This window comes from Pseudomonas sp. EMN2 (assembly GCF_009650555.1).
GTDB classification, from domain to species: domain Bacteria; phylum Pseudomonadota; class Gammaproteobacteria; order Pseudomonadales; family Pseudomonadaceae; genus Aquipseudomonas; species Aquipseudomonas sichuanensis.
Genome location: NZ_VZZR01000005.1, coordinates 42856 through 67752, shown reverse-complemented (window position 1 = coordinate 67752; position 24897 = coordinate 42856). Strand labels below are relative to the sequence as shown.

Here is a 24897-nt window from a genome sequence, read left to right as displayed (position 1 = left end):
CGGTGGGGGAGCTGATATTTTGGGTTGCCTTGCAGCCCTATCGCTGGCAAGCCAGCTCCCACAGGTATCGGCGTAGCAATTTGGGAGCTGGCTTGCCAGCGATAGGGCCGCAAAGCGGCCCCTGCGGTCCTCAATCAAACGCCGACTTGAGGAACGCCTGCATGTCCTTCCACGAACTCTCGTCCGCCGCCTTGTCATAACCAATGTCCGGCCCGCCATGCTCGCCATGGCTCAACCGGTCGGCATCCGGGTTGGTAAACCCATGCTTGGCCCCCGGAATCCCGACGAACTTGTAGTCAGCCTTGGCCGCATCCATCTCTGCCTTGAACGCCGCCACCTGCTCCGGCGTGACCATGCTGTCGGCCTCGCCATGTTCGACCAGGATCTTCGCCCGGATCACGTCGGGCTTGGCCGGCGTCTGGGTGACCAGTGCGCCATGGAAACTCACCACGGCATCGAGCTTCTCGCCGCGGCGCGCGGCGTCGAGCACCACCTTGCCGCCAAAGCAGTAACCCACGGCGGCCAGTTGGTGCTTGTTGGTGTTCGGTTGCAGCTTCAGCAACTCCAGGCCCGCGTCGAAGCGTCGGCTGGCCTCGGCAGGGTCCTTCAGCGCTTCGGCCATGAACGCCTGGGCATCCTTGGGGTGCTCGGTGTGCTTGCCGTCGCCGTACATGTCGATGGCCAGGGCGTTGTAGCCCAGCGCCGCAAAATCACGGGCGCGGCGCTTGGCGTAGTCGTTCAAGCCCCACCATTCATGCACCACCACCACGCCTGGGCGCTTGCCTTCGACGGCATCGTCGTAGGCGTAGTAGCCGACGTAGCGCTTGCCGTCGGCGTCCTGGTAGGGGATCTCGCGGGTCTGCACCGCCGCCTGGGCAAGGGCGGTACTGCACAGCAGGGCCAGGGCAAGCAGGGAACGCATGGGCAAAGCTCCTTCTTTTGCGGTGGGTATTTCGTTCAGCCGGGGTTCAGGCCGGGTTCAGCGGTGGTTCAGGGCGTCCTCCCTACTCTAGTCCCCAGACAGAAACAGCGCATCCAACTGGAGTACGAACCTATGAAAACCTTCAACACCCTGCTTGCCGCCATGGCCGTTTGCGCCGCTGGCATCGCCACCACTGCCCAGGCCGACGACACCTTCGCCAGCCTCACCTATGGCCAGACCAGCGACAAGGTCCGCAAGTCCGGCCTGCTGCAGAGCAACACCGACCACCTGAACACCGATGGCATCATCGCCAAGGATGGTACCTGGGGCGTGCGCCTGGGGCAGATGAACAACCAGGGCCGCTACTACCTGACCTACGACAACGTCTCGGGCGAGCACAGCGGCCTCAAGCTGCGCCAGGAAAACCTGCTCGGCAGCTACGACCTGTTCCTGCCGGTGGGCGATACCACCAAGCTGTTCGGCGGTGCTTCGCTTGGCGTGACCAAACTGTCCCAGGAGTCCTCCGGCTACAGCCGCGATACCGACACCGGCTACGCCGTCGGCCTGCAGGGCGGCGTGCTGCAGCAGGTCACTGATAACGCCTCGGTGGAGCTGGGCTACCGCTACCTGCGCAGCAACGCCAGCACCGAGCTGTCGCCCCATGACGGCGCGAAGATCGGCACCCTGCGCCAGAACAGCAGCGCGCAGACCTACCTGGCGGCCAACTACAAGTTCTGAGGTCGCTGTTATCCTGTACCGGCCCTTTCGCGGGTAAACCCGCTCCCACAGGTCAAGCGCAAGCCTATAGTGCGATGCAGTACCTGTAGGAGCGGGTTTACCCGTGAATGGGATCGCACAGGCAATCCAAGAAGGAGAGTTGCATGAAATTGCTGGTGGTCGAGGACGAGGCGCTGCTGCGTCATCATCTGTTCACTCGCCTGGGCGAGGGCGGCCATGTGGTGCAGGCGGTGGCCAATGCCGAGGAGGCCCTGTACCAGGCCGAGCAGTACAACCACGACCTGGCGATCATCGACCTGGGCCTGCCGGGCATGAGCGGGCTGGACCTGATCCGCCAGCTGCGCAGCCAGGGCCAGAGCTTCCCGATCCTCATCCTCACCGCCCGCGGCAACTGGCAGGACAAGGTCGAAGGCCTGGCCGCCGGTGCCGACGATTACGTGGTCAAGCCGTTCCAGTTCGAAGAGCTGGAAGCGCGCCTGAATGCGTTGCTGCGCCGCTCCAGCGGTTTCACCCAGTCGACCATCGCCGCCGGCCCCCTGGTGCTGGACCTCAACCGCAAGCAGGCAACCCTGGACGACGCACCGCTGGCGCTGACCGCCTACGAATACCGCATCCTCGAATACCTCATGCGCCATCACCAGCAGGTAGTGGCCAAGGACCGGCTGATGGAGCAGCTCTACCCGGGGGACGAAGAGCGCGACCCTAACGTCATCGAGGTGCTGGTCGGCCGCTTGCGGCGCAAGCTCGAGGGCGAGCAGGGCTTCAAGCCGATCGACACGGTGCGTGGCCTGGGCTACCTGTTCACCGAGCGCTGCCGATGATCCGTTCGCTGCGCGTGCGCCTGATGTTGGCGGCGGCGCTGTTGGCGTTGCTGTTCATGCTGGCGCTGCTGCCGGCGTTGCAGAAGGCGTTCAGCCTGGCATTGCAGGAGTCGATCGAGCAGCGCCTGGCTTCGGATGTCACTACCCTGATCTCCGCCGCGCGCATCGAGCGCGGCCAGTTGCAGATGCCGGCGCTGTTGCCGGACGAGCGTTTCAACCTGCCCTACACCGGCCTGCTCGGCTATATCTTCGACCGCCAGGGCAAGCTGGTCTGGCAGTCGCGGGCCACCCGCAACCAGAACATCAACTACCAGCCGCGCTACGACGGGCGCGGCAACGAATTCGCGCGCATCCACCAAAGCGATGGCGACGAGTTCTTCGTCTATGACGTGGAGGTCAAGTTGCTGGGCGGCAAGAGCGCCGCGTTCAGCATCGTCGCCCTGCAGCCGGTGCGCGAGTACCAGGACACCCTCGATGGCCTGCGCGAGAAGCTTTACCTGGGCTTTGGCGCCGCCTTGCTGGCGTTGATGCTGCTGCTTTGGGCCGGCCTGACCTGGGGCTTGCGCTCGTTGCGCCGGCTCAGCGTCGAACTCGACGAGGTTGAAGCGGGCGCGCGCGAGGGGCTCAGCCGTGAGCATCCCCGTGAACTGCTGCGCCTGACGGGCTCGCTCAACCGCCTGCTGCGCAGCGAGCGCGAGCAGCGCCAGCGCTACAGGGACTCGCTCGACGACCTGGCGCATAGCCTCAAGACCCCACTGGCGGTGCTGCAGGGCGTGGGCGAAAGCATGGCCCAGGGCAAGCAGGAGCCGGAACAGGGGCGGGTGCTGCAGGGCCAGATCGAGCGTATGAGCCAGCAGATCGACTACCAGTTGCAACGTGCCAGCCTGCGCAAGAGCGGGCTGGTGCGCCACCAGGTGCAACTTGGCCCGCTGCTCGACAGCCTGTGCAGCACGCTGGCCAAGGTCTACCGCGACAAGCGCGTCGAGGTCAGCCTGAACATCCCGGGCCAGGCTCGGGTACCGATGGAGCAGGGCGCCTTGCTGGAGCTGCTCGGCAACCTGCTGGAAAACGCCTACCGGCTGTGCCTGTCGCAGGTGCGGGTCAGCCTGCATGAAGCGCCGGGGCTGCTGGAGTTGTGCGTCGAGGACGACGGCCCCGGCGTACCCCCTGACCAGCGCGAGCGCATCCTCGAGCGCGGCGAGCGGCTGGACAGCCAGCACCCGGGGCAAGGCATCGGCCTGGCGGTGGTCAAGGACATCATCGACAGCTACGACGCCGAGCTGAGCCTGGGTGATTCGCCGTTGGGCGGGGCTGCGTTCCGTATCGCATTCCGGCTCGAGTGATTCTGCGGGGAACTCTACTTTCCTGGTCCAGGGGCGCGCTTCCTAGTCCAGGGAGGCGCTTCCTAGTGTAGGAAGGCGGTGCGTGGGAGCGGGCTTGCCCCGCGATACCGGCGAAGCCGGTGCCATCCGGCGCGGGCCTCATCGCGGGGCAAGCCCGCTCCCACGCACCGTGGCTCCCTCCACCATCATCGCCGAACACCTGCAAGGCGGATTCCCGCCAACCGGCCCTGTACGTTTTCCGCCATCGGGCGGGAATCCGCCATCTCCTACCTGCATTTACGCCCCGTCCGAGGGCATTCCCACCCCGTAAACACTGGCCGTGCACCCCAAGCGGGCACTTTGGCATCGCCCTTGCTATTCATCTGGCAGAGGCCTGCCCAGGCGCTCGAACACAACGACAAATCCCTCCGGGTGCAGGAGGGTTCGCGATTCAGGTGCCCCACATCCTGGGAAGGATGGGCCGGCACACTTGAGGAAAAATTAGCCATGACGACACGTCAGCCGCTGTACAAATCGCTGTATATCCAGGTGTTGGTCGCCATCACCATCGGTATCCTGCTCGGCCACTTCTATCCGGAAACCGGCGTTGCCCTCAAACCGCTGGGTGACGGGTTCGTCAAACTGATCAAGATGGTCATCGCCCCGATCATCTTCTGCACCGTGGTCAGCGGCATCGCTGGCATGCAAAGCATGAAGTCGGTGGGCAAGACCGGCGGCTACGCGCTGCTGTACTTCGAGATCGTCTCCACCATCGCCCTGATCATCGGCCTGGTCGTCGTCAACGTGGTCAAGCCAGGCGCTGGCATGCACATCGACGTCAGCACCCTGAACGCCAGCAGCGTGGCCGCCTACGCCGCCGCCGGCGCACAGCAGACCACCGTTGGCTTCCTGCTCAACATCATCCCCAATACCGTGGTCGGCGCCTTCGCCAACGGTGACATCCTGCAAGTGCTGATGTTCTCGGTGATCTTCGGTTTCGCCCTGCACCGCCTGGGCAGCTACGGCAAGCCGCTGCTGGACCTGATCGACCGCTTCGCCCATGTCATGTTCAACATCATCAACATGATCATGAAGCTGGCCCCGATCGGCGCCTTCGGTGCCATGGCCTTCACCATCGGCCAGTACGGCGTGGGCTCGCTGGTGCAACTGGGCTACCTGATGGCCTGCTTCTACATCACCTGCGTGCTGTTCGTGCTGGTGGTGCTGGGTGGCATCTGCCGCGCCCACGGCTTCAGCGTGCTCAAGCTGATCCGCTACATCCGTGAAGAGCTGATGATCGTGCTGGGCACCTCGTCCTCCGAGTCGGCCCTGCCACGCATGCTGGCCAAGATGGAGCGCCTGGGCGCGAAGAAATCCGTGGTTGGCCTGGTGATCCCGACCGGCTACTCGTTCAACCTCGACGGCACCTCGATCTACCTGACCATGGCTGCGGTGTTCATCGCCCAGGCTACCGACACCACCATGGACATCACTCACCAGATCACCCTGCTGCTGGTGCTGCTGGTGGCGTCCAAAGGTGCTGCCGGCGTTACCGGTTCGGGCTTCATCGTTCTGGCGGCAACCCTGTCGGCCGTTGGCCACCTGCCGGTTGCCGGCCTGGCGCTGATCCTCGGTATCGACCGCTTCATGTCCGAAGCCCGCGCCCTGACCAACCTGATCGGCAACGCCGTGGCTACCGTGGTGGTGGCCAAGTGGGTCAAGGAACTGGATACCGACAAGCTGGAGTCGGAGCTGGCCTCCGGCGGTTCACCGCTGGTCGAGACCCGTCCGACCGACGACCTGGGCGTGGCTGAAGGCCCGGCGCGTTGATCGAACGCCTGTAGTACAGAATAAAAAGCCCATCTTCGGATGGGCTTTTTTTTTGCGCAGATGCCCTGCATGCCATTGGATACTTCTTGCCCCTGTATACAAATAGTTACCGCAGACTGGCGGGCGGCGGACGTTAAATTTTGATCCTGCTGCGAGGGGCAGTAAAAGCACGATCCTTTCGCAGCGCGTCCAATTCACGCTGCACAGGGAATAAACGTAATGATCAAACCCAGTGATACAAAAGCCAAAACCGAGATGTTGCTCGAAGGTGGTGAGGGCAATGACCGCTTGCTCGGTGGCAACAAGGACGATGTGATCAGGGGGCATGCCGGGCACGATGAGCTGGAAGGCGGCAAGGGTGATGACATTTTGCTCGGCGGCAAGGGCAGTGATGTGCTCGATGGCGGCAAGGGCGATGATTATCTGCACGGAGGAGATAGTGCCGATGTACTCATCGGCGACACTGGCAAGGATGTCCTGGTGGGGGGCAAGGGCGATGACCTGCTCGAGGGTGGGCCCGGCGCCGATGTGCTGAGTGGTGGTCGAGGTGCCGACCTGTTCGTGTTCGCCAAATTGAGCGATATGGGCGTCGGTGGTCAGCGGGATATTGTCACCGACTTCAAGGGCGTGGCAGGTGATCGCATTGATCTACGTGGATTGGCAAAGTCCACTGGGCTTGCCGGTTTCACTTTTATCGGTGATGCAGCCTTTACCGAAGCGGGTCAGTTGCGTTTTGAGAATGAACTGCTGTCGGGCAATGTGCGGGGTAGTCTCAAGGCCGATTTCGAGATTCAACTGGTTGGCGTTACCTGTTTCAAGGCTGAGTATTTGATGCTCTGATATCCCCGTCCAATGATGATGCTGGCCAAGGGCGCAGCGGTGTCTACTCAACCCGAGTTTCGCCGCTGTATACCAGAATCTCCCGGCACCGCCGGCACAGGTACCGCCGCCCTTGGCGCACCAGCTTGTGCCGCTGCGCGGTGAACGGAAAGTCACTCTGTGGGCACGGGCAGCGATAGATGTAGCGCATCGCCACCCGCCGTTGCACTTCATAGTTATGGCAACGATTGGGCGGCAGCTCGTACACCCCGCGCATGATCAACTGCCACTCTTCGCCATGGGCCTGGATACGGTCGCCGAACAGTTGGTGGGCGACCAGGTGCGCCACTTCATGGGCCACGGTCTGGCGCAGGAAGTCTTCCTGGTTCTCGCGGTACAGCTGCAGGTTGAAGCGCAGCAGGTTCTCGTGCAGGTGCGCGACACCGGCTTTTTGCCCGCGCAGCTTGAAGCTCACTTCCGGGCGCGGGAAGGGCCGTTTGAAGAAGGTTTCGGCTTGCTGGTAACAGGTTTCGACGCGTTGCTTGAGCTGCTCGGGCATGGCGGGGTGGTTCTCCTGACCGGGCATTATGCCGCAAGCGCTTCGGGCCTGCCGAGCCACCGGTCAGCAGATGAAACGAAGCCGCCTTGCGGCGGCCTCGGGTGATGCTCCCGTGTCGGGTCGATCTAATAGGTGTGTGCTAGTTGGTGTAGACGGGCCCCACGCCCAGTCCCCAGATGATCACCGTGGCGGCCATGATCGCCACCAGGACCACCAGGCCCACCGCCAGCACCGAACTGGAGAACAGGAAACCTTCGTCGGATGGAATGTTCATGAACGTCGGTAGCCCCACATACAGCAGGTAGACCGTGTAGCAGATCGCCGCCGTACCGATCAGCATGCCCAGCCACAGGTGCGGGTAAAGCGCCGCCAGGCCGCCAATGAACAGCGGGGTCGCGGTGTAGGTGGCGAAGGCGATGCATTGCGCCATGCTCGGGTTGGCGTCGTAGGTGCGTGCCATCCAGTGAATGAAGGCACCCATCACGGCCACCCCGGCGAGCATCGCCAGGTACGACATGATGCTCATCCAGATCGCGCTTTCCATGGTCAGCATCACTGCCGGGCGGTCGCCGATCACCCAGCCGACCTGGGTGGTGCCGATGAACGCCGAGACGGCGGGGATCGCCGCCAGGATCAGCGTGTGCGTCAGGTACATGTGGCTGATGCTTTCGTCCTCGCCACGGATCTCCCGCCACTCCTGGTCAGGGTGGGTGAACAGCCCAACAACGTGATGAATCATACTGGTCACTCCTTTCGTCGTTGCCAAACGCCCCCCAGATGGAGCGCCTGCGGCCCGAGGCCAGGAACACCGATTGCCAGGGTCATGTGGCCTTATGTCGCAGTATAGGAAGCCGTTCCCCACACAAAACCGGCTTTTTAGAGCAAATTGCGCTGTCAGGCCCGGTGTTGATTCCCTTGAAGTCTTTATCGGAATGGCCTACAGCGGTGCGTCATTTGTGCGTAAAATATCCGCCTTTTGTCACACCTCGCGGATTCAAGCGCTATGGGCACCCTCTCGGTCAACCAGAACAAACTGCAAAAACGCCTGCGTCGTCTCGCTGGCGAAGCCATCACCGACTACAACATGATCGAGGATGGCGACAAGGTCATGGTCTGCCTGTCCGGCGGCAAGGACAGCTACACCATGCTCGACGTTCTGTTGCACCTGCAGAAGGTGGCGCCGATCAAGTTCGAGATCGTCGCGGTGAACATGGATCAGAAGCAGCCGGGCTTCCCCGAGCACGTGCTGCCGGCCTACCTCAAGGAACTGGGCGTCGAGTACCACATCGTCGAGAAGGACACCTACTCGGTGGTCAAGGAGCTGGTGCCCGAGGGCAAGACCACCTGCTCGCTGTGCTCGCGCCTGCGCCGTGGCACGCTGTACACCTTCGCCGACGAGATCGGCGCGACCAAGATGGCCCTGGGGCACCACCGCGACGACATCGTCGAGACCTTCTTCCTCAACATGTTCTTCAACGGCGCGCTCAAGGGCATGCCGCCGAAGCTGCGCGCCGATGACGGGCGCAACGTGGTGATCCGCCCGCTGGCCTACTGCAGCGAGAAGGACATCCAGGCCTATTCGGACATGAAGGAATTCCCGATCATCCCGTGCAACCTGTGCGGCTCGCAGGAAAACCTGCAGCGCCAGGTGGTCAAGGACATGCTGGTGGAGTGGGAGCGCAAGCACCCGGGCCGTACCGAGAGCATCTTCCGCGCCATGCAGAACGTGGCGCCGTCGCAGCTGGCTGACCGCAACCTGTTCGACTTCACCAGCCTTACGATCGACGAAAACGCCACCCCGCGCTTTCTCGACGTGGTGAATCTCTGAGCCCATGCGCGACTACACGTGGCTGCATGAGTATTGCCTGAACCGCTTCGGCTCGGCCCAGGCGCTGGAGGCCTTCCTGCCGCAGCCGCGCACGCCGGCGCAGTTGCGCGACATCAGCGATGACCGCTACCTGTCGACCCTGGCCCTGCGCGTGTTCCGCGCCGGGCTCAAGCACAGCCTGGTGGACGCCAAGTGGCCGGTGTTCGAGCAGGTGTTCTTTGGCTTCGACCCGGAGAAAGTCGTGCTGATGGGCGCTGAGCACCTGGAGCGGCTGATGCAGGACGAACGCATCATCCGCCACCTGGGCAAGCTCAAGAGCGTGCCGCGCAATGCGCAGATGGTGCTGGATGTGGCCAGGGAGAAGGGCAGTTTCGGTGCGTTCATCGCCGATTGGCCAGAGACCGACATCGTCGGGCTGTGGAAGTACCTGGCCAAGCACGGTAACCAATTGGGCGGGCTGTCGGCGCCGCGCTTCTTGCGCATGGTCGGCAAGGATACTTTTATCCCCACCGACGACATGGCGGCCGCGCTGATCGCGCAGAAGATCATCGACAAGCCGCCGACCAGCCAGCGCGATCTTGCGTTGGTGCAGCAGGCGTTCAACCAGTGGCACGCCGAGAGTGGGCGGCCGCTGTGCCAGTTGTCGGTGATGCTGGCGCATACCGTCAACCATTGACTGCGCGGTGCATTCTTCGCGGGTAAACCCGCTCCCACAGATGCTGTGAGGTCCCTGTGGGAGCGGGTTTACCCGCGAAGCAGTCAGCTCCCTTCGCCCGCCATACGCCGCTCGATCTGAAACTTCCAGCGCACAAACAGCAACCCGCTGACGAACAACCCAAGGCTCACCAGCACCTCGGCCCAGCCAAACACGGCTCGCGCCGGGTCGAACGCCGCCAGCACGCCCTTGATGAAGTAGATGTTCACCACGAAGCAGGTCCAGGCATGCGCCCGGGCGCTGCCTTTGAGCATGCCGGGCAGCAACAGCAACAGGGGGATCAGCTCGACGGCCAGGATCACCCCGACCCGCGCCCCATGCAGGTCGGCGAACCACAGATTGTTCACCACCAGCAAGGCGATCAGGCCGAAGAAACAGGCCAGGCTCAAGGCGCGGGTCAGCCGCACCCGTGGCGCCAGCCAGTCCAGTGGCGGCAGTACCTTGGGTTTTTTAGCCACGTTCGCCACCCAGGGCCTTGGCGGTATTCGCCAGGCGTTGGCCGAGTGCGCGGCACAGGGTGATTTCGTGTTGATCGAGTTCGCGCTTGCCGTCGGCCCCGGCATGGTGGCTGGCGCCATACGGCGTGCCGCCGCCGCGGGTTTCCAGCAAGGCCGACTCGCTGTAGGGCAAGCCCAGCACCAGCATGCCGTGGTGCATCAGCGGCAGCAGCATCGACAGCAGGGTGGTTTCCTGGCCGCCGTGCAGGCTGGCGGTGGAAGTGAACACCGCCGCCGGCTTGCCCACCAGCTCGCCACCGAGCCACAGGCTGCTGGTGCCGTCGAGGAAGTACTTGAGCGGGGCGGCCATGTTGCCGAAGCGGGTCGGGCTGCCCATGGCCAGGCCGGCGCAGTGGCGCAGGTCGTCGAGGGTGGCGTACAGCGCGCCGCTGGCGGGGATGTCCGGGGCCACCGCTTCGCATTCGGTGGAGATTGCCGGCACGGTACGCAGGCGGGCTTCCAGGCCGGCCATCTCGACGCCGCGGGCGATGTGCCGGGCCATCTCGCTGGTCGAGCCGTGGCGGCTGTAATACAGCACCAGGATGTACGGAGCGCTCACGGCAGGATCTCCAGCACTTTCTCCGGTGGGCGGCCAATCACGGCCTTGCTGCCGGCCACCAGAATGGGGCGTTCAATCAGTTTGGGGTGCTGGACCATCGCCTCGATCAACTGGGCATCGGTCAAGGCCGGGTTGGCCAGGTCGAGGGCCTTGTATTCGTCTTCACCGCTGCGCAGCAGCTGGCGCGCGCCGATGCCCAGCAGGCCAAGCAGTTGCTTGAGGGTGGCCGCGTCTGGCGGGGTTTCCAGATAGCGCACGACGGTGGGCGACAAGCCGCGTGCCTCGAGCAGCTCCAGGGCGCCGCGGGATTTCGAGCAGCGCGGGTTATGATACAGGGTCAGATCGGTCATGACGGGTCGCATCCAGCAGGGTGTGGCGGCTATTCTAACCGACTTCAATGCTTGAAAACTTCGAGAAGGATTGACCCATGGCAAGGCGTTTGGCAGCTGCACTGGCCATCACCGCGAGCCTGTTGCTCGGCGGCTGCGGTGCAGACTACGGTGTGGACCAGCACGGCAATACGGTGAAGAGCGAACAGGTTGACGGGCACTGGCTGGTGCTCAACTACTGGGCCGAATGGTGCGGCCCGTGCCGTACGGAAATTCCCGAGCTCAATGCTGCGGCCAAGCAGTGGGAGGCCCAGGGCATCAAAGTGCTCGGGGTGAATTTCGATGGCTTGCAGGGCGCCGAGCTCAAGACCGCCGCCGACACTTTGGGCATCGCCTTCACCGTGCTCGCCCAGGACCCGGCCGAGCGCTACGAGCTGCCGCGCAGCGAAGCGCTGCCGGTGACTTACATCATCGACGACAAGGGCAAGGTGCGTGAGCAGTTGATGGGCGAGCAGACGCTTGAAGGGCTGCAGGCGAAGATCAAGGCGTTGAAAGGCGGCGCCTGATAGGCACATCGCGGGGCAAGCCCGCTCCCACGCGTTGGACTGCCCCCAAGAAGTTGGACACCAATCCAACCCTAGGGGGCAGTCCAAGTACACCCTGGGAGCGGGCTTGCCCCGCGATGGGTTTAGCCTTCCTCAGGCCAGAAGCGCAGCGGCTTGCCTTCAGCCGGCCAGAAGCGAATCTGCTCGATCGGCGACACATCCCAGCGCTGTACCGTCTCCAGCGCCTGCAGGAAGCGTTTTTCCTGCTCCATCACGGCTGGCGCACACAGCTTGCGGGTCTTGCCGACCTTGCCGAAGCTCAGCTGCTCGCCGTTCAGCGTGTACGGCGCGAACCAGTGGTTGCAGCCGGCATTGCCGTAGGCGCGGCCATCGTTGGCCAGGGTGAGCGTGAGGTGGCTGTAATCCATCAGCGGTCGCTCACCGATCCATTCCAGCACATAGCTCTGCTCCTGCTGCAGGGGCGAAGGCTGCGCTGCACAACCCATCAGGCCGCCGGCAATCAGCGCGGCGCTCAACAGCTGTTTCACTCAAGCGCGCTCCTGACACTGTGGGCACAGGTGCTTGTCGCCCTGGCTGGCCCAGCCCAGCTCCGCCACGCGGGCACTGGCGGCCGGCGCGTGGCCTTTCTTGCCCAGCTTGGCTTCAGTTGCGAACTCGAAATCCAGCACGGCGTCGCAGCTGTCGCACTTGACCTGCCATTGCAGGATCTCCAGCTCGTTGAACACCGGGCCCTTGGCCACGGCGACCCACTGGCCGCTCGGGTTGATCAGGTGGCGCACGGTTTCCACGGTCAGGCGCATGGACAGGGTCTTGCTGCCCTTGAGGCTGACCAGCAGCACGTCGTTTTTCTGGATCGAGCCGCCGTTGCCGGTGACCTGGTAACGGCCCGGCACCAGTGCGCGGCATTCGATCAGGGTGTGTTGCGGGTTGAAAAGGGTGTAGCGGAAATCGTGTTCGACCATGGGTCCTCCAGAATTGCCGCGTATCCTAGCATCAACCTTCGACGATGTTCTGCGGATTGCCTGCCGCCCAGCGGGTGATGTTGTCCAGGGTGGTCGCGGCGATGGCATCCAGCGCTTCGCGGGTCAGGAACGCCTGGTGCGCGGTGACGATCACGTTGGGGAAGGTCAGCAGCCGCGCCAGCACATCGTCCTGCAGCGGCTGGTCGGAGCGGTCCTCGAAGAACAGTTGCGCCTCTTCTTCATACACATCCAGCCCCAGGTAGCCGAGCTGGCCGCTCTTGAGCGCGTCGATCAGCGCCGGGGTGTCGACCAAGGCGCCGCGGCCGGTGTTGATCAGCATGGCGCCGGGTTGCAGCTGGGCCAGGCTGTGGGCGTTGATCAGGTGTCGGGTGTGCTCGGTCAGTGGGCAGTGCAGGCTGATGATGCGGGCTTCGCGCAGCAGCTCGGGCAGCGTCAGGTAGCGTGCCCCCAGGGCCAGCAGTTCGGGGTTGGGGTAGGGGTCGTAGGCCAATAGCTGGCAGCCGAAACCGGCCATGATGCGGGCGAACGCCAGGCCGATCTGCCCGGTGCCGACCACGCCGACGGTCTTGCCGTGCAGGTCGAAGCCGGTCAGGCCATGCAGGGTGAAGTCACCTTCGCGGGTACGGTTGTAGGCGCGGTGCAGGCGCCGGTTGAGAGCCAGGATCAAGGCCACGGCATGCTCGGCAACGGCGTGCGGCGAGTAGGCGGGCACCCGCACCACCGCCAGCCCCAGGCGTTGCGCCGCCGCCAGGTCGACGTGGTTGTAGCCGGCCGAGCGCAGGGCGATCAGGCGCGTGCCGCCAGCCGCCAGGCGCTCCAGCACCGGGGCGTCGAGTTCGTCGTTGATGAACGCGCAGACCACCTCGAAGCCGCAGGCCAGGGCCGCCGTGTCGAGGGTCAGGCGCGCGGGCTGGTAGTGCAGGTCCAGGGCCGTGCCAGCGGCGGCACGGTCGAAGCTTTCCTGATCGTAGTGCTGGCTGCTGAACAACAGGGCGCGCATGCTGGTATTCCTTTTATGGCTACGCTGCCAGTCTAGCCAGGCGGGCAGGGCGTCTATTGATCTGTATCGGCTGTGGCGGCCTCATCGCGGGATGCTCGATCACACACTGCATTGTGCCTGTTCCGCGAGGCGCACAATCGCCCGGTCCAGCTCTTCCAGCGCCTGCTGGGCCTGTGGGTTGTCCTGCTTGAGCAAGGTTTCACTGCGCTGGCAGGCCGCACGCAACTGTGGCACGCCGCAATAGCGCGAGGCACCGTTGAGCCGGTGCACGCGCTCGATCAGGGTGGAGTGGTCGCCTGCTTCGCGGGCTGCAAGGATGGCCTCCCGTTCAGACCCCAGCGAGGCCAGCAGCATGGCCAGCATGTCCGCCGCCAGATCCGGTTTGCCAGCGGCCAGGCGCAGCCCTTCCTCCGGGTCGAGCACCTTCAGTTCGCTGCTGTCGGGCATGCGTTCGGGGCTGCGCTCGGGTTGTGGGGCCCCCAGGCTCAGGCCGGTCCATTTCATTACCACCTGGGCCAGCTGGCGTTCACTGATCGGCTTGGTCAGGTAGTCGTCCATGCCGCTGTGCAGCAAGGCGCGCTTTTCATTGGCCATGGCGTGCGCGGTCAGGGCGACGATCGGCAGCGCCGGACCGCTGTGGCTGCTTTCCCAGCGGCGGATCTGCTCGGTGCAGGCGCGCCCGTCCATGCCTGGCATCTGCACATCCATCAGTACCAGGTCGAAGGGTTCATCCTGCACCGCCTGGGCCGCCGCAAAGCCGCTGTCCACCGCCAGCACTTCGGCACCCATGCCTTCAAGCAGGGTCTGCACCAGCAGTAGGTTGGCCGGGTTGTCGTCGACGCACAACACCTTGGGCATGCGTTCGCCGGTGACATGGCGCTGTTCGCCGAGTGGGCGGCGCGGTTGCACCAGCTCCAGCAGCAGGCGGCGCAACTTGCGTGTGCAGGTCGGTTTGGCCAGCAGTTGGCCATGGGCGTTGGGCAGGTAGGGTTGGTAGAGCGGCTGTTCGGTGGTCGGGCAGAGCACCACGCACTGGCAGCCCTGGCGTTCGAGTTGCTGGTGATAGTGGCCGAGCTGTTCGGGCGAGAGGCTGCCCAGGTTGGTGCCGAGCACGGCGAAATCGAATGGCTGCCCGGCTTGCGCGGCCGCGTGCACGGCCTGCAGCAGTTGGTCGTAGGAGGTGAACAGGCAGACCGACAGCCCACAGTCCTCCAACTGATGTTCCAGGGCCTGGCGCGCCAGGTCATGGCCGTCGACGATGGCCACCCGGCGCCCCAGCAGCGCCTGCAGAGGTTGCTCCTCGATATCGTCGTGGGCCCTGGGCAGGTTGAGGCTGATCCAGAACTGCGAGCCTTCGCCCGGGGTGCTGTCGACGCCGATCTCACCGCCCATCTGCTCGATCAGGCGCTTGGAAATCACCAGCCCCAGGCCGGTGCCGCCGGGCTGGCGCGACAGCGAGTTATCGGCCTGGCTGAAGGCCTGGAACAGCGTGCGTACGTCCTGCGGCGAAAGGCCGATGCCGGTGTCCTGCACGCTGATGCGCAGCTGCACGCTGTCTTCCTGCTCGTCTTCGAGCATGGCGCGTACCACGATCGTGCCTTCGCGGGTGAACTTGATCGCGTTGCTCACCAGGTTGGTCAGGATCTGCTTGAGCCGCAGCGGGTCGCCCACCAGCGACAAGGGCGTGTCGCGGTACACCAGGCTGAGCAGTTCCAGCTGCTTGGCGTGGGCCGCCGGGGCGAGGATGGTCAGGGTGTCCTGGATCAGGTCGCGCAGGTTGAACGGGATGCTGTCGAGCACCAGCTTGCCGGCCTCGATCTTGGAGAAGTCGAGGATCTCGTTGATGATCCCCAGCAGGTTGTCGGCGGACTTTTCGATGGTGCCCAGGTAATCGAGCTGGCGCGGGGTCAGTTCGCTTTTCTGCAACAGATGGGTGAAGCCCAGGATGCCATTGAGCGGGGTGCGGATTTCGTGGCTCATGTTGGCGAGGAACTCGGACTTGATGCGGCTGGCTTCCAGTGCCTCCTTGCGCGCCATGTCCAGTTCGATGTTCTGGATCTCGATGGTTTCCAGGTTCTGGCGTACGTCCTCGGTGGCCTGGTCGATGCTGTGCTGCAGCTCTTCGTGGGCGCTGTGCAGGGTTTCGGCCATGCGGTTGATGCCCGCGGCCAACTCGTCCAGCTCATGGCTGCCCATGGCCGGCAGGCGTGCATCGAGGTGGCCGTCCTTGAGCTGGTTGACCGCATGCTTGATGCGGTTGATCGGGCCGTTGATGGTGCGGCCCATGCGCACTGCAAGCAAGGCGGTCAGGCTCAGGCAGGCGATGATCAGCAGCAGGCTGGTGAACAGGTTGCGGTAGCCGCGCAGCAGGGTGCCGTCGTGGGACAGCTCGATCTCCACCCAGCCAAGCAGCCGTTCGGCCTCGTTGGGTACGGCATCGGTGGCAAGGTCGCGATGATGGCCGAACACCGGCATCAGGTAGCGGGTGGCGTCATTGCCGGTGCGCTGCAACAGCTGTGTGCCGGTGCCGCCGCTGGGGGGCTGGTTGAGCATGCTCGGGCCGGCGTGTGCCAGGCGCGTGCGGTCGGCGGCAAGAAACGCCACGGCGCGCACGTCGGACTGCTCCAGCGCCTGGGCGGCGATGCGCTCCAGCTGCTCCGGGGCCAGGCGGGCCATGGCCGGGGCGGCCAGCGGGGCCAGCTGCTCGGCGATCATCTTGCCGCGTTGCAACAGTTGCGTGCGCAGTTCGTTCTGCTGCAGCCAGGTGAAGTAGCTGCCCAGCACCAGGGCCATCAGGCTGGCTGGCAGCAACGCCAGCAGCAGCACGCGGCTGCGGATTCCCAAACGATCGAGCACACCTGTCTCCTGTCATGTGCCAACGCGCGAGCGCGCTCCAGCGGGAACGTTACTCCGGGCGTGGTGGCAATGCACTCATTTGTATTGGTTTTTGTCTGCCGGGGCTGAGCGCTCTGCGGTTTGCGAACGTCTGCACGGTCCGCGTTGGTCGTGCAGCGGTTGCCTTGGCAAGACGGTATGCTCAATAATCGCGCAACTGAGAATTGATGGCAGTTGCCAATGAATCCCGTAGCTATTCACGAGTCCAGTATCCTGGCCATCGAGGACGACCCTGTCCTGGGTGCCTACCTGCATGAAGAGTTGCAGCGCGGCGGCTTCCAGGTGACCTGGTGCCGCAATGGCCTGGAAGGGCTGGAGGCCGCCGGGCGGCAGGTGTTCGACCTGGTGTTGATGGATATCCTGCTGCCGGGGCTCAACGGCCTGGACGCCCTGGCGCGCCTGCGTCGGCACAGCGCCACGCCGGTCATCCTGATGTCGGCGCTGGGGGCCGAGGCGGACCGCATCAGTGGCTTCGAGCGCGGCGCCGACGACTACCTGCCCAAGCCGTTCAGCTTCGCTGAACTGCGCGTGCGGATCGAGGCGATCCTGCGCCGGGTGGCCTTCGAGCGTCGTGCCAAGGTGCCGCATGAAGCGGGCGCCGGCGAACTGCACTTCGACGAGCCGCTGTGCGATGTCAGCCTCGAGGGTGCCTGGGCGGGCCTGACCCCCAGCGAATTCCGCCTGCTCGACATCCTCCACCGCAGCCAGGACGAAGTGCTGAGCAAGCCCTTCCTTTATCAGCAAGTGCTGCAACGCGGCTACGCCCGCCACGACCGCAGCCTGGACATGCACGTCAGCCAGATCCGCCGCAAGCTCAAGGCCATCGGCTACCACGAGCGGCAGGTGCGTACGGTGTGGGGCAAGGGCTACCTGTTCGGTGCGGGCGAGGCGGACTGAGCGTGCTCGATCGCCATTCGCTGTTCTGGAAGCTGGCCATCCTGCTGGTGGGTTTCTGCCTGTTGATGATCGGCCTGAGCTACACCTGGGGCCGGCACATGGAAACCCAGAACGCCTTCCTCTCCGAACCGGCCCGCCAGGTATTGCGCGGCTATGCCGCTGAAGCCGAACAAGCCTGGGAAGCAGGTGGACAGGAGGGTGTAGATCGCTGGCTGGAGGGTATGCACTCGCGCGAAAAGGGCTGGGTCGGCGTACTCGACGGTGACCTCCAGCCGCTGGGCAGCTTCAGCCTGGGCAGTGCCGAAGTTCAGCACTTGACCCGTTTGCGCGGGGTCGACTGGCCCATGAGCCGACGAACCATCGGCCAGCCCTGGCTGCGCTTGCCGTTCCCCAACAGCCCCGACCAGGGCTCGCTGGTGATCGAGTTGCCCGAGCGCTTCAATCCGGGCCAGTACCGACTGTTCTGGCGGGTGATCACCAACGGTATCATTCCTGGGTTGTTCACCCTGCTGTTGTGCGTCGGCCTGTACCGCATGCTGATCGTGCCGCTCAATCAATTGCGCGAGCAGGCTCGCGCCTGGCGTGCCGACCAGCTCACCACGCGGCTCGACTCGCGCACCATCCAGCGCCGTGACGAACTGGGCGAACTGGCCCGCGCCTTCGACCAGATGGCCGAGCGGCTGCAGGGTACCGTGGTGCTGCAGCAGCAGTTGCTGCGTGACCTCTCCCATGAAATGCGCACCCCGCTGAGCCGTTTGCGCGTGGCCTGCGATGGCGAAACCGACCTTGAGCGCCTGCGCGAACGCGTGCACCGCGAGGTGGACGGCATGCAGCAATTGGTCGAGGACACCCTGCAGCTGGCCTGGCAGGATGCCGAGCGTGCACCGATGAACCTGGAGCCGATCCAGTTGCCGGTGCTGTGGGACATGCTCAGCGAAAATGCCTGCTATGAAAGTGGCTGGGCGCCGCAGCGCCTGGTCTGTAGCGTGCCGCTCGACTGCTGGGTGCAAGGCAACCTGAATCACCTGGCCCAGGCGCTGGAGAACATCCTGCGCAATGCCATTCGTCATTCGCCGATCGACGGCCAAGTGCACTTGAGTGGCAAACGCGAAGGCGGTTACTGGCGCATCGAGCTCGAAGACGAGGGGGGAGGCGTGGCCGAGGAGGACCTGGAGCGGATCTTCGCGCCGTTCTCGCGGCTCGACGGATCGCGGCCGGGGGATGGTGGTTTCGGCTTGGGGCTGAGCATTGCCCGCAGTGCCATCCGGCGCCAGGGCGGCAAAGTTTGGGCGGTGAATGGCGAGCGTGGGCTGCGGGTTTGCATGCGCCTGGCGGCGGGCGAGCGTGATTCATCGCCGGGCAAGTCGCATCGGCGCACCGCCGCTCCCGCGGAGTGCGACGCCGCGCAATCGCCACTCGGCTTATAGCTTGTAGCTATAGCGTCCGACAATTGCGTGATATGGCCGCGCGGGGTTTGCCGGTATGATAGTCGCCCCTGCCGTCCGGATTGCGATAACGCCCATGACCCTGCAGTACCCAACCATCGCCGATTGCGTCGGCAACACGCCTCTGGTTCGCCTGCAGCGCATCGCCGGGGCTACCAGCAACACGCTTTTGCTCAAGCTCGAAGGCAACAACCCGGCAGGTTCGGTCAAGGACCGCCCGGCGTTGTCGATGATCACCCGCGCCGAGCTGCGTAATCAGATCAAGCCCGGCGACACCCTCATCGAAGCGACCTCCGGCAACACCGGGATCGCCCTGGCCATGGCGGCGGCGATCAAGGGTTACAAGATGATCCTGATCATGCCGGACAACTCCACCGCCGAACGCAAGGCCGCCATGACCGCCTATGGCGCCGAGTTGATCCTGGTGACCAAGGAAGAGGGCATGGAAGGCGCGCGCGACCTGGCTGAAAAGCTGCAGGCCGAAGGCCGTGGCCTGGTGCTGGATCAGTTCGCCAACGGCGACAACCCGATTGCCCACTACAACAGCACCGGGCCGGAGATCTGGCAACAGACCCAGGGCACCATTACCCATTTCGTCAGTTCCATGGGCACCACCGGTACCATCATGGGCTGCTCGCAGTACCTGAAGGAACAGAACCCGGCGGTGCAGATCATCGGCCTGCAACCGATGGAAGGTTCGGCCATCCCCGGTATCCGCCGCTGGCCCCAGGAATACCTGCCGAAGATTTTCGACGCCACCCGGGTCGACCGCGTGGTCGACATGTCGCAGCAGGAAGCCGAAGAGACCACCCGCCGCCTTGCCCGCGAAGAGGGCATCTTCTGTGGCGTGTCCTCCGGCGGTGCGGTGGCGGCCATGTTGCGCCTGTCCCGTGAAGTCGAGAACGCGGTGATGGTTGCCATCATCTGCGACCGCGGCGACCGTTACCTTTCCACCGGCCTGTTCGATACCAACTGATGTCCAGAAAGAAAAGCAACAGCGGCCTGCGCTTCCAGCCGGCCGGCGGCGACCGTGGCACCCAGGTGCCCGTGGGCAAGAAGCAGCGCCTGCAGATCGAGCGCCTGGCCGGTGATGGCCGCGGCATCGCCTTCGTCGAGGGACGCACCTGGTTCGTCAGCGGTGCACTGGGCGGCGAAGAAGTCGAAGCGCGGGTGCTCGCGGCCCGGGGCAAGGTGGTCGAGGCGCGCCTCGAGCGCGTGTTCCAGGCCAGCCCCGAGCGTCGCGAAGCGCCGTGCAAACATTACCAGCGCTGCGGCGGCTGCAACCTGCAGCACCTGCCCCATGACGGCCAGCTGGCGCTCAAGCAGCGTACGCTCGCCGAACAGTTGCAGCGGGTCGCCGGCATCCAGCCGGACGAGTGGGCCGCGCCCCTGAGCGGGCCTGAGTTCGGCTATCGACGCCGGGCACGGGTGGCCGTACGCTGGGACGCCAAGGCCCGTCAGCTGGACGTAGGTTTTCGTGCCGAGGCCAGCCAGGACATCGTCGCCATCGACGAGTGCCCGGTACTGGTACAACCCTTGCAGTCGATTTTCCGCCACCTGCCGACCGTGCTGCGCAGCTTGAGCAAGCCGCAGGCACTGGGGCATGTGGAGTTGTTCAGCGGCAATGCCGAGGCGGTACTGGTGCGCCATGTGGCGGCCCTTCCTGCTGAAGACCTGGCGCGCCTCGAGGCATTCTGTCGTGAGGCCGGTGCCCAGTTGTGGCTGCAGGGCGAAGGCGACCCGGCGCCAGTGGATGCCTCGAGCGAGCTGGGTTTTGCCCTGGAGCCTTGGGCCTTGCAACTGGCCTGGCGGCCGGGCGACTTCGTCCAGGTCAATGCCCAGGTCAACACCCTGATGATCCAGCAGGCCCTGGCCTGGCTGGCGCCGCAGGCGGATGAGCGGGTGCTGGACCTGTTCTGTGGCCTGGGCAACTTCGCCTTGCCGTTGGCCCGGCAGGCACGGGAAGTGGTGGCGGTAGAAGGCGTGCAGGCCATGGTCGAGCGCGCCGAGGCCAATGCCCGAAGCAACAATGTGCATAACGCACGATTTTTTCAGGCCGATTTATCGCAGCCTTTGGCGGGCGCCGGATGGGTCGCCGAGGGCTTTTCTGCGGTACTCTTGGATCCACCGCGCGACGGGGCTTACGAGGTGGTGCAAGGCATCGCTCGGCTCGGCGCGAAACGGCTGGTCTACGTATCGTGCAACCCGGCCACGCTGGCGCGAGACGCGCAGGTGCTGGTCGGGCAGGGGTACCGGTTAAAAAGGGCCGGGATTCTCGACATGTTTCCTCAGACGGCGCATGTCGAGGCCATGGCGTTATTCGAAGTGGGCTAGTGAATCTGGTCTTCTTGGTGCGGCCCTCAGGGAAAGAGGGCGGCACAGGTGATAACCAGTGCACCCGCGTGGTGCGCTGTATGGAAAGGTAAAACAAAGATGGTACAGGTGAGAGTGCACCAGCCGGTCAACAATGACGGCAGTATCAATCTCGAAGCATGGCTCGATCATGTGGTGAGCGTCGATTCGCAGCTCGATCGCGCGGCGCTCAAAGAGGCCTGCGAGTTCGCCCAGGAAATCGAGAAGAAGGGCAACCAGGCCAAGCATTCCTGGGCCGATGGCACGTCCAGTTTCCAGGCGGGCCTGGAGATCGCCGAAATCCTCGCCGACCTCAAGCTCGACCAGGATTCGCTGATGGCGGCGGTCATCTACCGCTCGGTGCGCGAAGGCAAGGTGACGGTGGCCGAAGTCGGCCAGCGTTTCGGCCCGGTGGTATCCAAGCTGATCGACGGCGTGCTGCGCATGGCGGCCATCAGTGCCAGCCTCAGCCCGCGCCAATCGCTGGTGCTGGGCTCGCAGGCGCAGGTCGAGAACCTGCGCAAGATGCTGGTGGCCATGGTCGACGATGTGCGGGTGGCGCTGATCAAGCTCGCCGAACGCACCTGCGCCATTCGTGCGGTGAAGTCCGCCGACGATGAAAAGCGCCTGCGCGTGGCCCGCGAGGTGTTCGATATCTACGCCCCCCTGGCCCACCGGCTGGGCATCGGCCATATCAAGTGGGAACTGGAAGACCTTTCGTTCCGCTACCTCGAGCCTGACCAGTACAAGCAGATCGCCAAGCTCCTGCACGAGCGTCGGCTCGACCGCGAGCGATTCATCAGCGACGTGATGAACCAACTGCAGAACGAGCTGCTGGCCACCGGCGTCAACGCCGACATCAGCGGCCGGGCGAAACACATCTATTCGATCTGGCGCAAGATGCAGCGCAAGGGCCTGGAGTTCAGCCAGATCTACGACGTGCGCGCGGTGCGCGTGCTGGTGCCGGAAGTGCGCGACTGCTACACCGCGCTGGGCATTGTGCACACCCTGTGGCGGCACATTCCCAAGGAATTCGACGACTACATCGCCAACCCCAAGGAAAACGGCTACCGCTCGCTACACACCGCAGTGATCGGCCCCGAGGGCAAGGTGCTGGAAGTGCAGATTCGCACCCACGCCATGCACGAAGAGGCCGAGCTTGGGGTATGCGCCCATTGGCGCTACAAGGGCACCGACGTCAAGCCCAGTTCCAACCACTATGAAGAGAAGATTTCCTGGCTGCGCCAGGTGCTCGAATGGCATGAAGAACTGGGCGATATCGGCGGCCTGGCCGAACAGCTGCGGGTCGATATCGAGCCGGACCGGGTCTACGTGTTCACCCCCGACGGCCATGCCATCGACCTGCCCAAGGGTGCCACGCCGCTGGACTTCGCCTACCGCGTGCACACCGAGATCGGCCACAACTGCCGGGGCGCCAAGATCAACGGGCGCATCGTGCCGCTCAACTACAGCCTGCAGACCGGCGAGCAGGTGGAGATCATCACCAGCAAGCACGGCAATCCAAGCCGTGACTGGCTGAACTCCAACCTCGGTTACGTGACCACTTCGCGGGCACGGGCAAAGATCGTCCACTGGTTCAAGCTGCAGGCGCGCGACCAGAACGTCGCGGCCGGCAAGACCCTGATCGAGCGCGAGCTGAGCCGCCTGGGGCTGCCGCAGGTGGACTTCGAGCGCCTCGCCGAGAAGGCCAACGTCAAGACCGCCGAAGACATGTTCGCCGCCCTTGGTGCCGGCGACCTGCGCCTGGCGCACATGGTCAACGCTGCCCAGCAGTTGCTCGAGCCCGAGCGTATCGAGCAGGTCGAGCTGGTGCCGCGCCAAGCCCGGGGCATTCGCGCGGGCAAGCGCAACGACATCCAGATCCAGGGCGTCGGCAACCTGCTCACGCAGATGGCCGGCTGCTGCCAGCCGCTGCCGGGCGACGCCATCGTCGGCTACATCACCCAGGGCCGCGGCGTGAGCATCCACCGCCAGGACTGCGCCTCGGTGCTGCAACTGGCGGGCAAGGAGCCGGAGCGGATGATCCAGGTCAGCTGGGGGCCGATCCCGGTGCAGACCTATCCGGTCGACATCGTCATCCGTGCCTACGACCGCCCGGGGCTGCTGCGCGACGTGTCGCAGGTGCTGCTCAACGAGAAGATCAACGTGCTGGCGGTCAACACCCGCTCGAACAAGGAAGACAACACCGCCTTGATGTCGCTGACCATCGAGATCCCCGGCCTGGATGCCCTCGGGCGCCTGCTCGGCAGGATCTCGCAGTTGCCGAACATCATCGAGACGCGGCGTAACCGTACCCCTTGAGACAGCCATCGCGGGGCAAGCCCGCTCCCACGATTGCGTGGGAGCGGGCTTGCCCCGCGATGAGGCCGGTAAGGACAACACTTGCAATGACCTACACCCTCGACGACCTGCTGCACCTCATGGCCCGCCTGCGCGACCCGCAATATGGCTGCCCGTGGGACCTCAAGCAGGACTACGCCAGCATCGTCCAGCACACCATCGAAGAAGCCTACGAAGTCGCCGACACCATCGAGCGGGGTGACTTCGCCCACCTGCAGGGCGAGCTGGGCGACCTGCTGTTCCAGGTGGTCTATTACAGCCAGCTGGCGCGGGAAGAGGGGCGTTTCGAGTTCGCCGGCGTGGTCGACTCGATCACCCGTAAGCTGGTGCGTCGCCACCCCCATGTGTTCCCCACCGGCGAGCTCTATGCGCCCGTCGATACCCCCTCGTTGAGCGAGGCCCAGGTCAAGTCGCGCTGGGAAGAAATCAAGGCCGAAGAGCGTGCCGAAAACAGCGAGCCCGAGCAATTGTCGCTGCTCGACGATGTGCCGGCCGCGCTGCCGGCACTGTCCCGCGCCGCCAAGCTGCAAAAGCGCGCCGCCACGGTCGGCTTCGACTGGCCCGACGCGTTGCCGGTGCTGGACAAGGTGCGCGAAGAGCTCGACGAAGTGCTGCAGGCGATGGCCGATGGTGACAGTGATGCGTTGGAGGACGAGCTGGGCGACCTGCTGTTCGCCACCGTCAACCTGGCCCGGCATCTCAAGCACGACCCGGAAAACGCCCTGCGCCGCGCCAATCGCAAATTCGAACGGCGCTTCCGTTTTATCGAACAGGCATTGCGCGAGCAGGGCCTGAACATCCAAGATCGTACCCTCGACGAGCTGGACGCCCTGTGGGGCGAGGCCAAGCGTCAGGAAAAGAACCTGCCCAGCTGCGGCTGAGCCGATGCATAAGTGAGTAAAGACACCCATGAGCCTTTCCCTTCGCGACCAGTTGCTCAAAGCCGGCCTGGTCAACCAGAAACAGGTTTCCCAGACCAACAAGGCTGAGAAAAAACAGAAGCGCCTGGAGCACAAAGGCCAGGTCGAGGTGGACGACAGCCAGCAGCGCCTGGCCAAGGAAGCCCTGGCCGAAAAGGCCAGGAAAGACCAGGAGCTGAACCGCCAGGTCCAGGAAAAGGCCGAGCACAAAGCCCGTGCTGCGCAGATCAAGCAGCTGATCGAGGCCACTCGCCTGCCCAAGCTCACCACCGAGGACTATTTCAACTTCGTCGATGACAAGAAGGTCAAGCGCATCGCCGTCAACGCCCTGATGCGCACCAAGCTGAGCAACGGCGCGCTGGCGATCGTCGGCCATGCCGGCGGCTACGAAGTGATCCCGCGTGAAGCGGCAGTGAAGATCCAGGAGCGCGATCCCAACCGCATCCTGCTGCTCAACACCCATGTCGAAGAGGCGGACGAAGACGATCCGTACGCCGCTTACAAGATCCCGGACGATCTGATGTGGTAAGCATGAAAAA

General features: G+C 64.4%; 25 protein-coding genes. 15 read left to right on the top strand and 10 right to left on the bottom strand.

Features of this window, described 5'->3' with window-relative positions; all coding sequences use genetic code 11:
* Positions 1–130: 130 nt before the first annotated feature.
* Positions 131–922, bottom strand: coding sequence for a dienelactone hydrolase family protein (locus tag F6X61_RS01265; protein WP_153785030.1), 792 nt, complete (start codon positions 920–922; stop codon positions 131–133).
* A 132-nt stretch (positions 923–1054) separates the two neighbouring features.
* On the opposite strand from F6X61_RS01265, the gene F6X61_RS01260 reads away from it, so the two are divergent.
* The 5 genes from F6X61_RS01260 (at position 1055) to F6X61_RS01240 (ending at position 6473) form a co-directional block, all read left to right on the top strand.
* Positions 1055–1660, top strand: coding sequence for an outer membrane protein (locus tag F6X61_RS01260; protein ID WP_153785029.1), 606 nt, complete (start codon positions 1055–1057; stop codon positions 1658–1660).
* 143 nt (positions 1661–1803) lie between these two features.
* Entirely contained in the window at positions 1804–2481 is a 678-nt protein-coding gene (locus F6X61_RS01255; protein WP_125462963.1) for a response regulator, read from the top strand.
* Positions 2478–3824 (top strand): ATP-binding protein, encoded by a 1347-nt coding sequence (locus F6X61_RS01250; RefSeq protein WP_153785028.1) that lies wholly within the window; start codon positions 2478–2480, stop codon positions 3822–3824. The genes F6X61_RS01255 and F6X61_RS01250 overlap by 4 nt, the downstream gene beginning before the upstream one ends.
* Positions 3825–4310: 486 nt before the next feature.
* Positions 4311–5633 (top strand): dicarboxylate/amino acid:cation symporter, encoded by a 1323-nt coding sequence (locus F6X61_RS01245; RefSeq protein WP_125462965.1) that lies wholly within the window; start codon positions 4311–4313, stop codon positions 5631–5633.
* Positions 5634–5852: 219 nt separating this feature from the next.
* A complete protein-coding gene (locus F6X61_RS01240) occupies positions 5853–6473 on the top strand; it encodes a calcium-binding protein (protein WP_153785027.1) in 621 nt (206 codons plus the stop codon).
* 43 nt (positions 6474–6516) lie between these two features.
* Here F6X61_RS01240 and F6X61_RS01235 read toward each other — a convergent pair whose 3' ends face one another.
* Positions 6517–7011 (bottom strand): SprT family zinc-dependent metalloprotease, encoded by a 495-nt coding sequence (locus tag F6X61_RS01235; protein WP_153785026.1) that lies wholly within the window; start codon positions 7009–7011, stop codon positions 6517–6519.
* Between the two features lie 139 nt (positions 7012–7150).
* Positions 7151–7750, bottom strand: coding sequence for a Yip1 family protein (locus tag F6X61_RS01230; RefSeq protein ID WP_153785025.1), 600 nt, complete (start codon positions 7748–7750; stop codon positions 7151–7153).
* Positions 7751–8014: 264 nt separating this feature from the next.
* On the opposite strand from F6X61_RS01230, the gene ttcA reads away from it, so the two are divergent.
* Together ttcA and F6X61_RS01220 are read left to right on the top strand one after the other, a co-directional pair.
* On the top strand, positions 8015–8839 hold the full coding sequence (gene ttcA, locus F6X61_RS01225) for a tRNA 2-thiocytidine(32) synthetase TtcA (protein WP_125462967.1): 825 nt from the start codon (positions 8015–8017) through the stop codon (positions 8837–8839).
* 4 nt (positions 8840–8843) lie between these two features.
* Complete coding sequence (locus F6X61_RS01220) at positions 8844–9515, top strand: DNA-3-methyladenine glycosylase I (protein WP_153785024.1); 672 nt, start codon at positions 8844–8846, stop codon at positions 9513–9515.
* Positions 9516–9598: 83 nt separating this feature from the next.
* Here F6X61_RS01220 and F6X61_RS01215 read toward each other — a convergent pair whose 3' ends face one another.
* From F6X61_RS01215 to arsC, 3 genes are read right to left on the bottom strand one after another with little or no spacing between them, the layout of a single operon-like run.
* Positions 9599–10012 carry a DUF2069 domain-containing protein gene (locus F6X61_RS01215; RefSeq protein WP_153785023.1) on the bottom strand — a complete coding sequence of 138 codons (414 nt, stop codon included), beginning with the start codon at positions 10010–10012 and terminating at the stop codon, positions 9599–9601.
* Positions 10005–10610, bottom strand: a complete 606-nt coding sequence (gene wrbA, locus F6X61_RS01210; protein ID WP_153785022.1) for an NAD(P)H:quinone oxidoreductase — start codon at positions 10608–10610, stop codon at positions 10005–10007. The genes F6X61_RS01215 and wrbA overlap by 8 nt, the downstream gene beginning before the upstream one ends.
* Positions 10607–10960 (bottom strand): arsenate reductase (glutaredoxin), encoded by a 354-nt coding sequence (gene arsC, locus F6X61_RS01205; RefSeq protein ID WP_153785021.1) that lies wholly within the window; start codon positions 10958–10960, stop codon positions 10607–10609. The genes wrbA and arsC overlap by 4 nt, the downstream gene beginning before the upstream one ends.
* A gap of 77 nt (positions 10961–11037) precedes the next feature.
* Between arsC and F6X61_RS01200 the strand changes: the two genes are divergently transcribed.
* Positions 11038–11505: a TlpA disulfide reductase family protein gene (locus F6X61_RS01200; RefSeq protein ID WP_153785020.1), complete on the top strand. Its 468-nt coding sequence runs from the start codon at positions 11038–11040 to the stop codon at positions 11503–11505.
* A 122-nt stretch (positions 11506–11627) separates the two neighbouring features.
* Here F6X61_RS01200 and F6X61_RS01195 read toward each other — a convergent pair whose 3' ends face one another.
* The 4 genes from F6X61_RS01195 to F6X61_RS01180 form a co-directional block, all read right to left on the bottom strand.
* Positions 11628–12032: an META domain-containing protein gene (locus tag F6X61_RS01195; protein WP_153785019.1), complete on the bottom strand. Its 405-nt coding sequence runs from the start codon at positions 12030–12032 to the stop codon at positions 11628–11630.
* Positions 12033–12467, bottom strand: a complete 435-nt coding sequence (locus F6X61_RS01190) for a hypothetical protein (protein ID WP_153785018.1) — start codon at positions 12465–12467, stop codon at positions 12033–12035.
* 31 nt (positions 12468–12498) lie between these two features.
* Positions 12499–13488 (bottom strand): 2-hydroxyacid dehydrogenase, encoded by a 990-nt coding sequence (locus F6X61_RS01185; protein ID WP_153785017.1) that lies wholly within the window; start codon positions 13486–13488, stop codon positions 12499–12501.
* Positions 13489–13587: 99 nt separating this feature from the next.
* Positions 13588–16344 (bottom strand): response regulator, encoded by a 2757-nt coding sequence (locus F6X61_RS01180; protein ID WP_153785016.1) that lies wholly within the window; start codon positions 16342–16344, stop codon positions 13588–13590.
* Positions 16345–16563: 219 nt separating this feature from the next.
* Here F6X61_RS01180 and F6X61_RS01175 point away from each other — a divergent pair, with 219 nt between their 5' ends.
* The 7 genes from F6X61_RS01175 to F6X61_RS01145 all read left to right on the top strand — a co-directional run bounded on the left by F6X61_RS01175 (position 16564) and on the right by F6X61_RS01145 (position 24887).
* Positions 16564–17280: a response regulator transcription factor gene (locus F6X61_RS01175; RefSeq protein ID WP_153785015.1), complete on the top strand. Its 717-nt coding sequence runs from the start codon at positions 16564–16566 to the stop codon at positions 17278–17280.
* 2 nt (positions 17281–17282) lie between these two features.
* On the top strand, positions 17283–18707 hold the full coding sequence (locus F6X61_RS01170; protein ID WP_153785014.1) for a sensor histidine kinase: 1425 nt from the start codon (positions 17283–17285) through the stop codon (positions 18705–18707).
* 94 nt (positions 18708–18801) lie between these two features.
* Positions 18802–19701 (top strand): cysteine synthase CysM, encoded by a 900-nt coding sequence (gene cysM, locus F6X61_RS01165; protein WP_110993024.1) that lies wholly within the window; start codon positions 18802–18804, stop codon positions 19699–19701.
* Positions 19701–21059 carry a 23S rRNA (uracil(1939)-C(5))-methyltransferase RlmD gene (gene rlmD, locus F6X61_RS01160; protein WP_153785013.1) on the top strand — a complete coding sequence of 453 codons (1359 nt, stop codon included), beginning with the start codon at positions 19701–19703 and terminating at the stop codon, positions 21057–21059. The genes cysM and rlmD overlap by 1 nt, the downstream gene beginning before the upstream one ends.
* Positions 21060–21158: 99 nt before the next feature.
* On the top strand, positions 21159–23399 hold the full coding sequence (relA, locus tag F6X61_RS01155; RefSeq protein WP_153785012.1) for a GTP diphosphokinase: 2241 nt from the start codon (positions 21159–21161) through the stop codon (positions 23397–23399).
* An 86-nt stretch (positions 23400–23485) separates the two neighbouring features.
* Positions 23486–24319: a nucleoside triphosphate pyrophosphohydrolase gene (gene mazG / locus F6X61_RS01150; RefSeq protein WP_110993027.1), complete on the top strand. Its 834-nt coding sequence runs from the start codon at positions 23486–23488 to the stop codon at positions 24317–24319.
* A gap of 28 nt (positions 24320–24347) precedes the next feature.
* Positions 24348–24887 carry a DUF2058 domain-containing protein gene (locus F6X61_RS01145; RefSeq protein ID WP_153785011.1) on the top strand — a complete coding sequence of 180 codons (540 nt, stop codon included), beginning with the start codon at positions 24348–24350 and terminating at the stop codon, positions 24885–24887.
* Positions 24888–24897: the final 10 nt, after the last annotated feature.

What these genes read in the sequence shown, in the direction of transcription:
- F6X61_RS01235 (WP_153785026.1), bottom strand. Translation starts at nt 7,011, where the DNA reads ATGCCCGAGCAGCTCAAGCAACGCGTCGAAACCTGTTACCAGCAAGCC.
- F6X61_RS01190 (WP_153785018.1), bottom strand. Translation starts at nt 12,467, where the DNA reads ATGGTCGAACACGATTTCCGCTACACCCTTTTCAACCCGCAACACACC.
- F6X61_RS01250 (WP_153785028.1), top strand. Translation starts at nt 2,478, where the DNA reads ATGATCCGTTCGCTGCGCGTGCGCCTGATGTTGGCGGCGGCGCTGTTG.
- ttcA (WP_125462967.1), top strand. Translation starts at nt 8,015, where the DNA reads ATGGGCACCCTCTCGGTCAACCAGAACAAACTGCAAAAACGCCTGCGT.
- F6X61_RS01240 (WP_153785027.1), top strand. Translation starts at nt 5,853, where the DNA reads ATGATCAAACCCAGTGATACAAAAGCCAAAACCGAGATGTTGCTCGAA.
- F6X61_RS01220 (WP_153785024.1), top strand. Translation starts at nt 8,844, where the DNA reads ATGCGCGACTACACGTGGCTGCATGAGTATTGCCTGAACCGCTTCGGC.
- F6X61_RS01200 (WP_153785020.1), top strand. Translation starts at nt 11,038, where the DNA reads ATGGCAAGGCGTTTGGCAGCTGCACTGGCCATCACCGCGAGCCTGTTG.
- rlmD (WP_153785013.1), top strand. Translation starts at nt 19,701, where the DNA reads ATGTCCAGAAAGAAAAGCAACAGCGGCCTGCGCTTCCAGCCGGCCGGC.
- F6X61_RS01230 (WP_153785025.1), bottom strand. Translation starts at nt 7,750, where the DNA reads ATGATTCATCACGTTGTTGGGCTGTTCACCCACCCTGACCAGGAGTGG.
- F6X61_RS01260 (WP_153785029.1), top strand. Translation starts at nt 1,055, where the DNA reads ATGAAAACCTTCAACACCCTGCTTGCCGCCATGGCCGTTTGCGCCGCT.
- mazG (WP_110993027.1), top strand. Translation starts at nt 23,486, where the DNA reads ATGACCTACACCCTCGACGACCTGCTGCACCTCATGGCCCGCCTGCGC.
- arsC (WP_153785021.1), bottom strand. Translation starts at nt 10,960, where the DNA reads ATGACCGATCTGACCCTGTATCATAACCCGCGCTGCTCGAAATCCCGC.
- F6X61_RS01185 (WP_153785017.1), bottom strand. Translation starts at nt 13,488, where the DNA reads ATGCGCGCCCTGTTGTTCAGCAGCCAGCACTACGATCAGGAAAGCTTC.
- F6X61_RS01255 (WP_125462963.1), top strand. Translation starts at nt 1,804, where the DNA reads ATGAAATTGCTGGTGGTCGAGGACGAGGCGCTGCTGCGTCATCATCTG.
- F6X61_RS01145 (WP_153785011.1), top strand. Translation starts at nt 24,348, where the DNA reads ATGAGCCTTTCCCTTCGCGACCAGTTGCTCAAAGCCGGCCTGGTCAAC.
- cysM (WP_110993024.1), top strand. Translation starts at nt 18,802, where the DNA reads ATGACCCTGCAGTACCCAACCATCGCCGATTGCGTCGGCAACACGCCT.
- F6X61_RS01245 (WP_125462965.1), top strand. Translation starts at nt 4,311, where the DNA reads ATGACGACACGTCAGCCGCTGTACAAATCGCTGTATATCCAGGTGTTG.
- relA (WP_153785012.1), top strand. Translation starts at nt 21,159, where the DNA reads ATGGTACAGGTGAGAGTGCACCAGCCGGTCAACAATGACGGCAGTATC.
- F6X61_RS01175 (WP_153785015.1), top strand. Translation starts at nt 16,564, where the DNA reads ATGAATCCCGTAGCTATTCACGAGTCCAGTATCCTGGCCATCGAGGAC.
- F6X61_RS01265 (WP_153785030.1), bottom strand. Translation starts at nt 922, where the DNA reads ATGCGTTCCCTGCTTGCCCTGGCCCTGCTGTGCAGTACCGCCCTTGCC.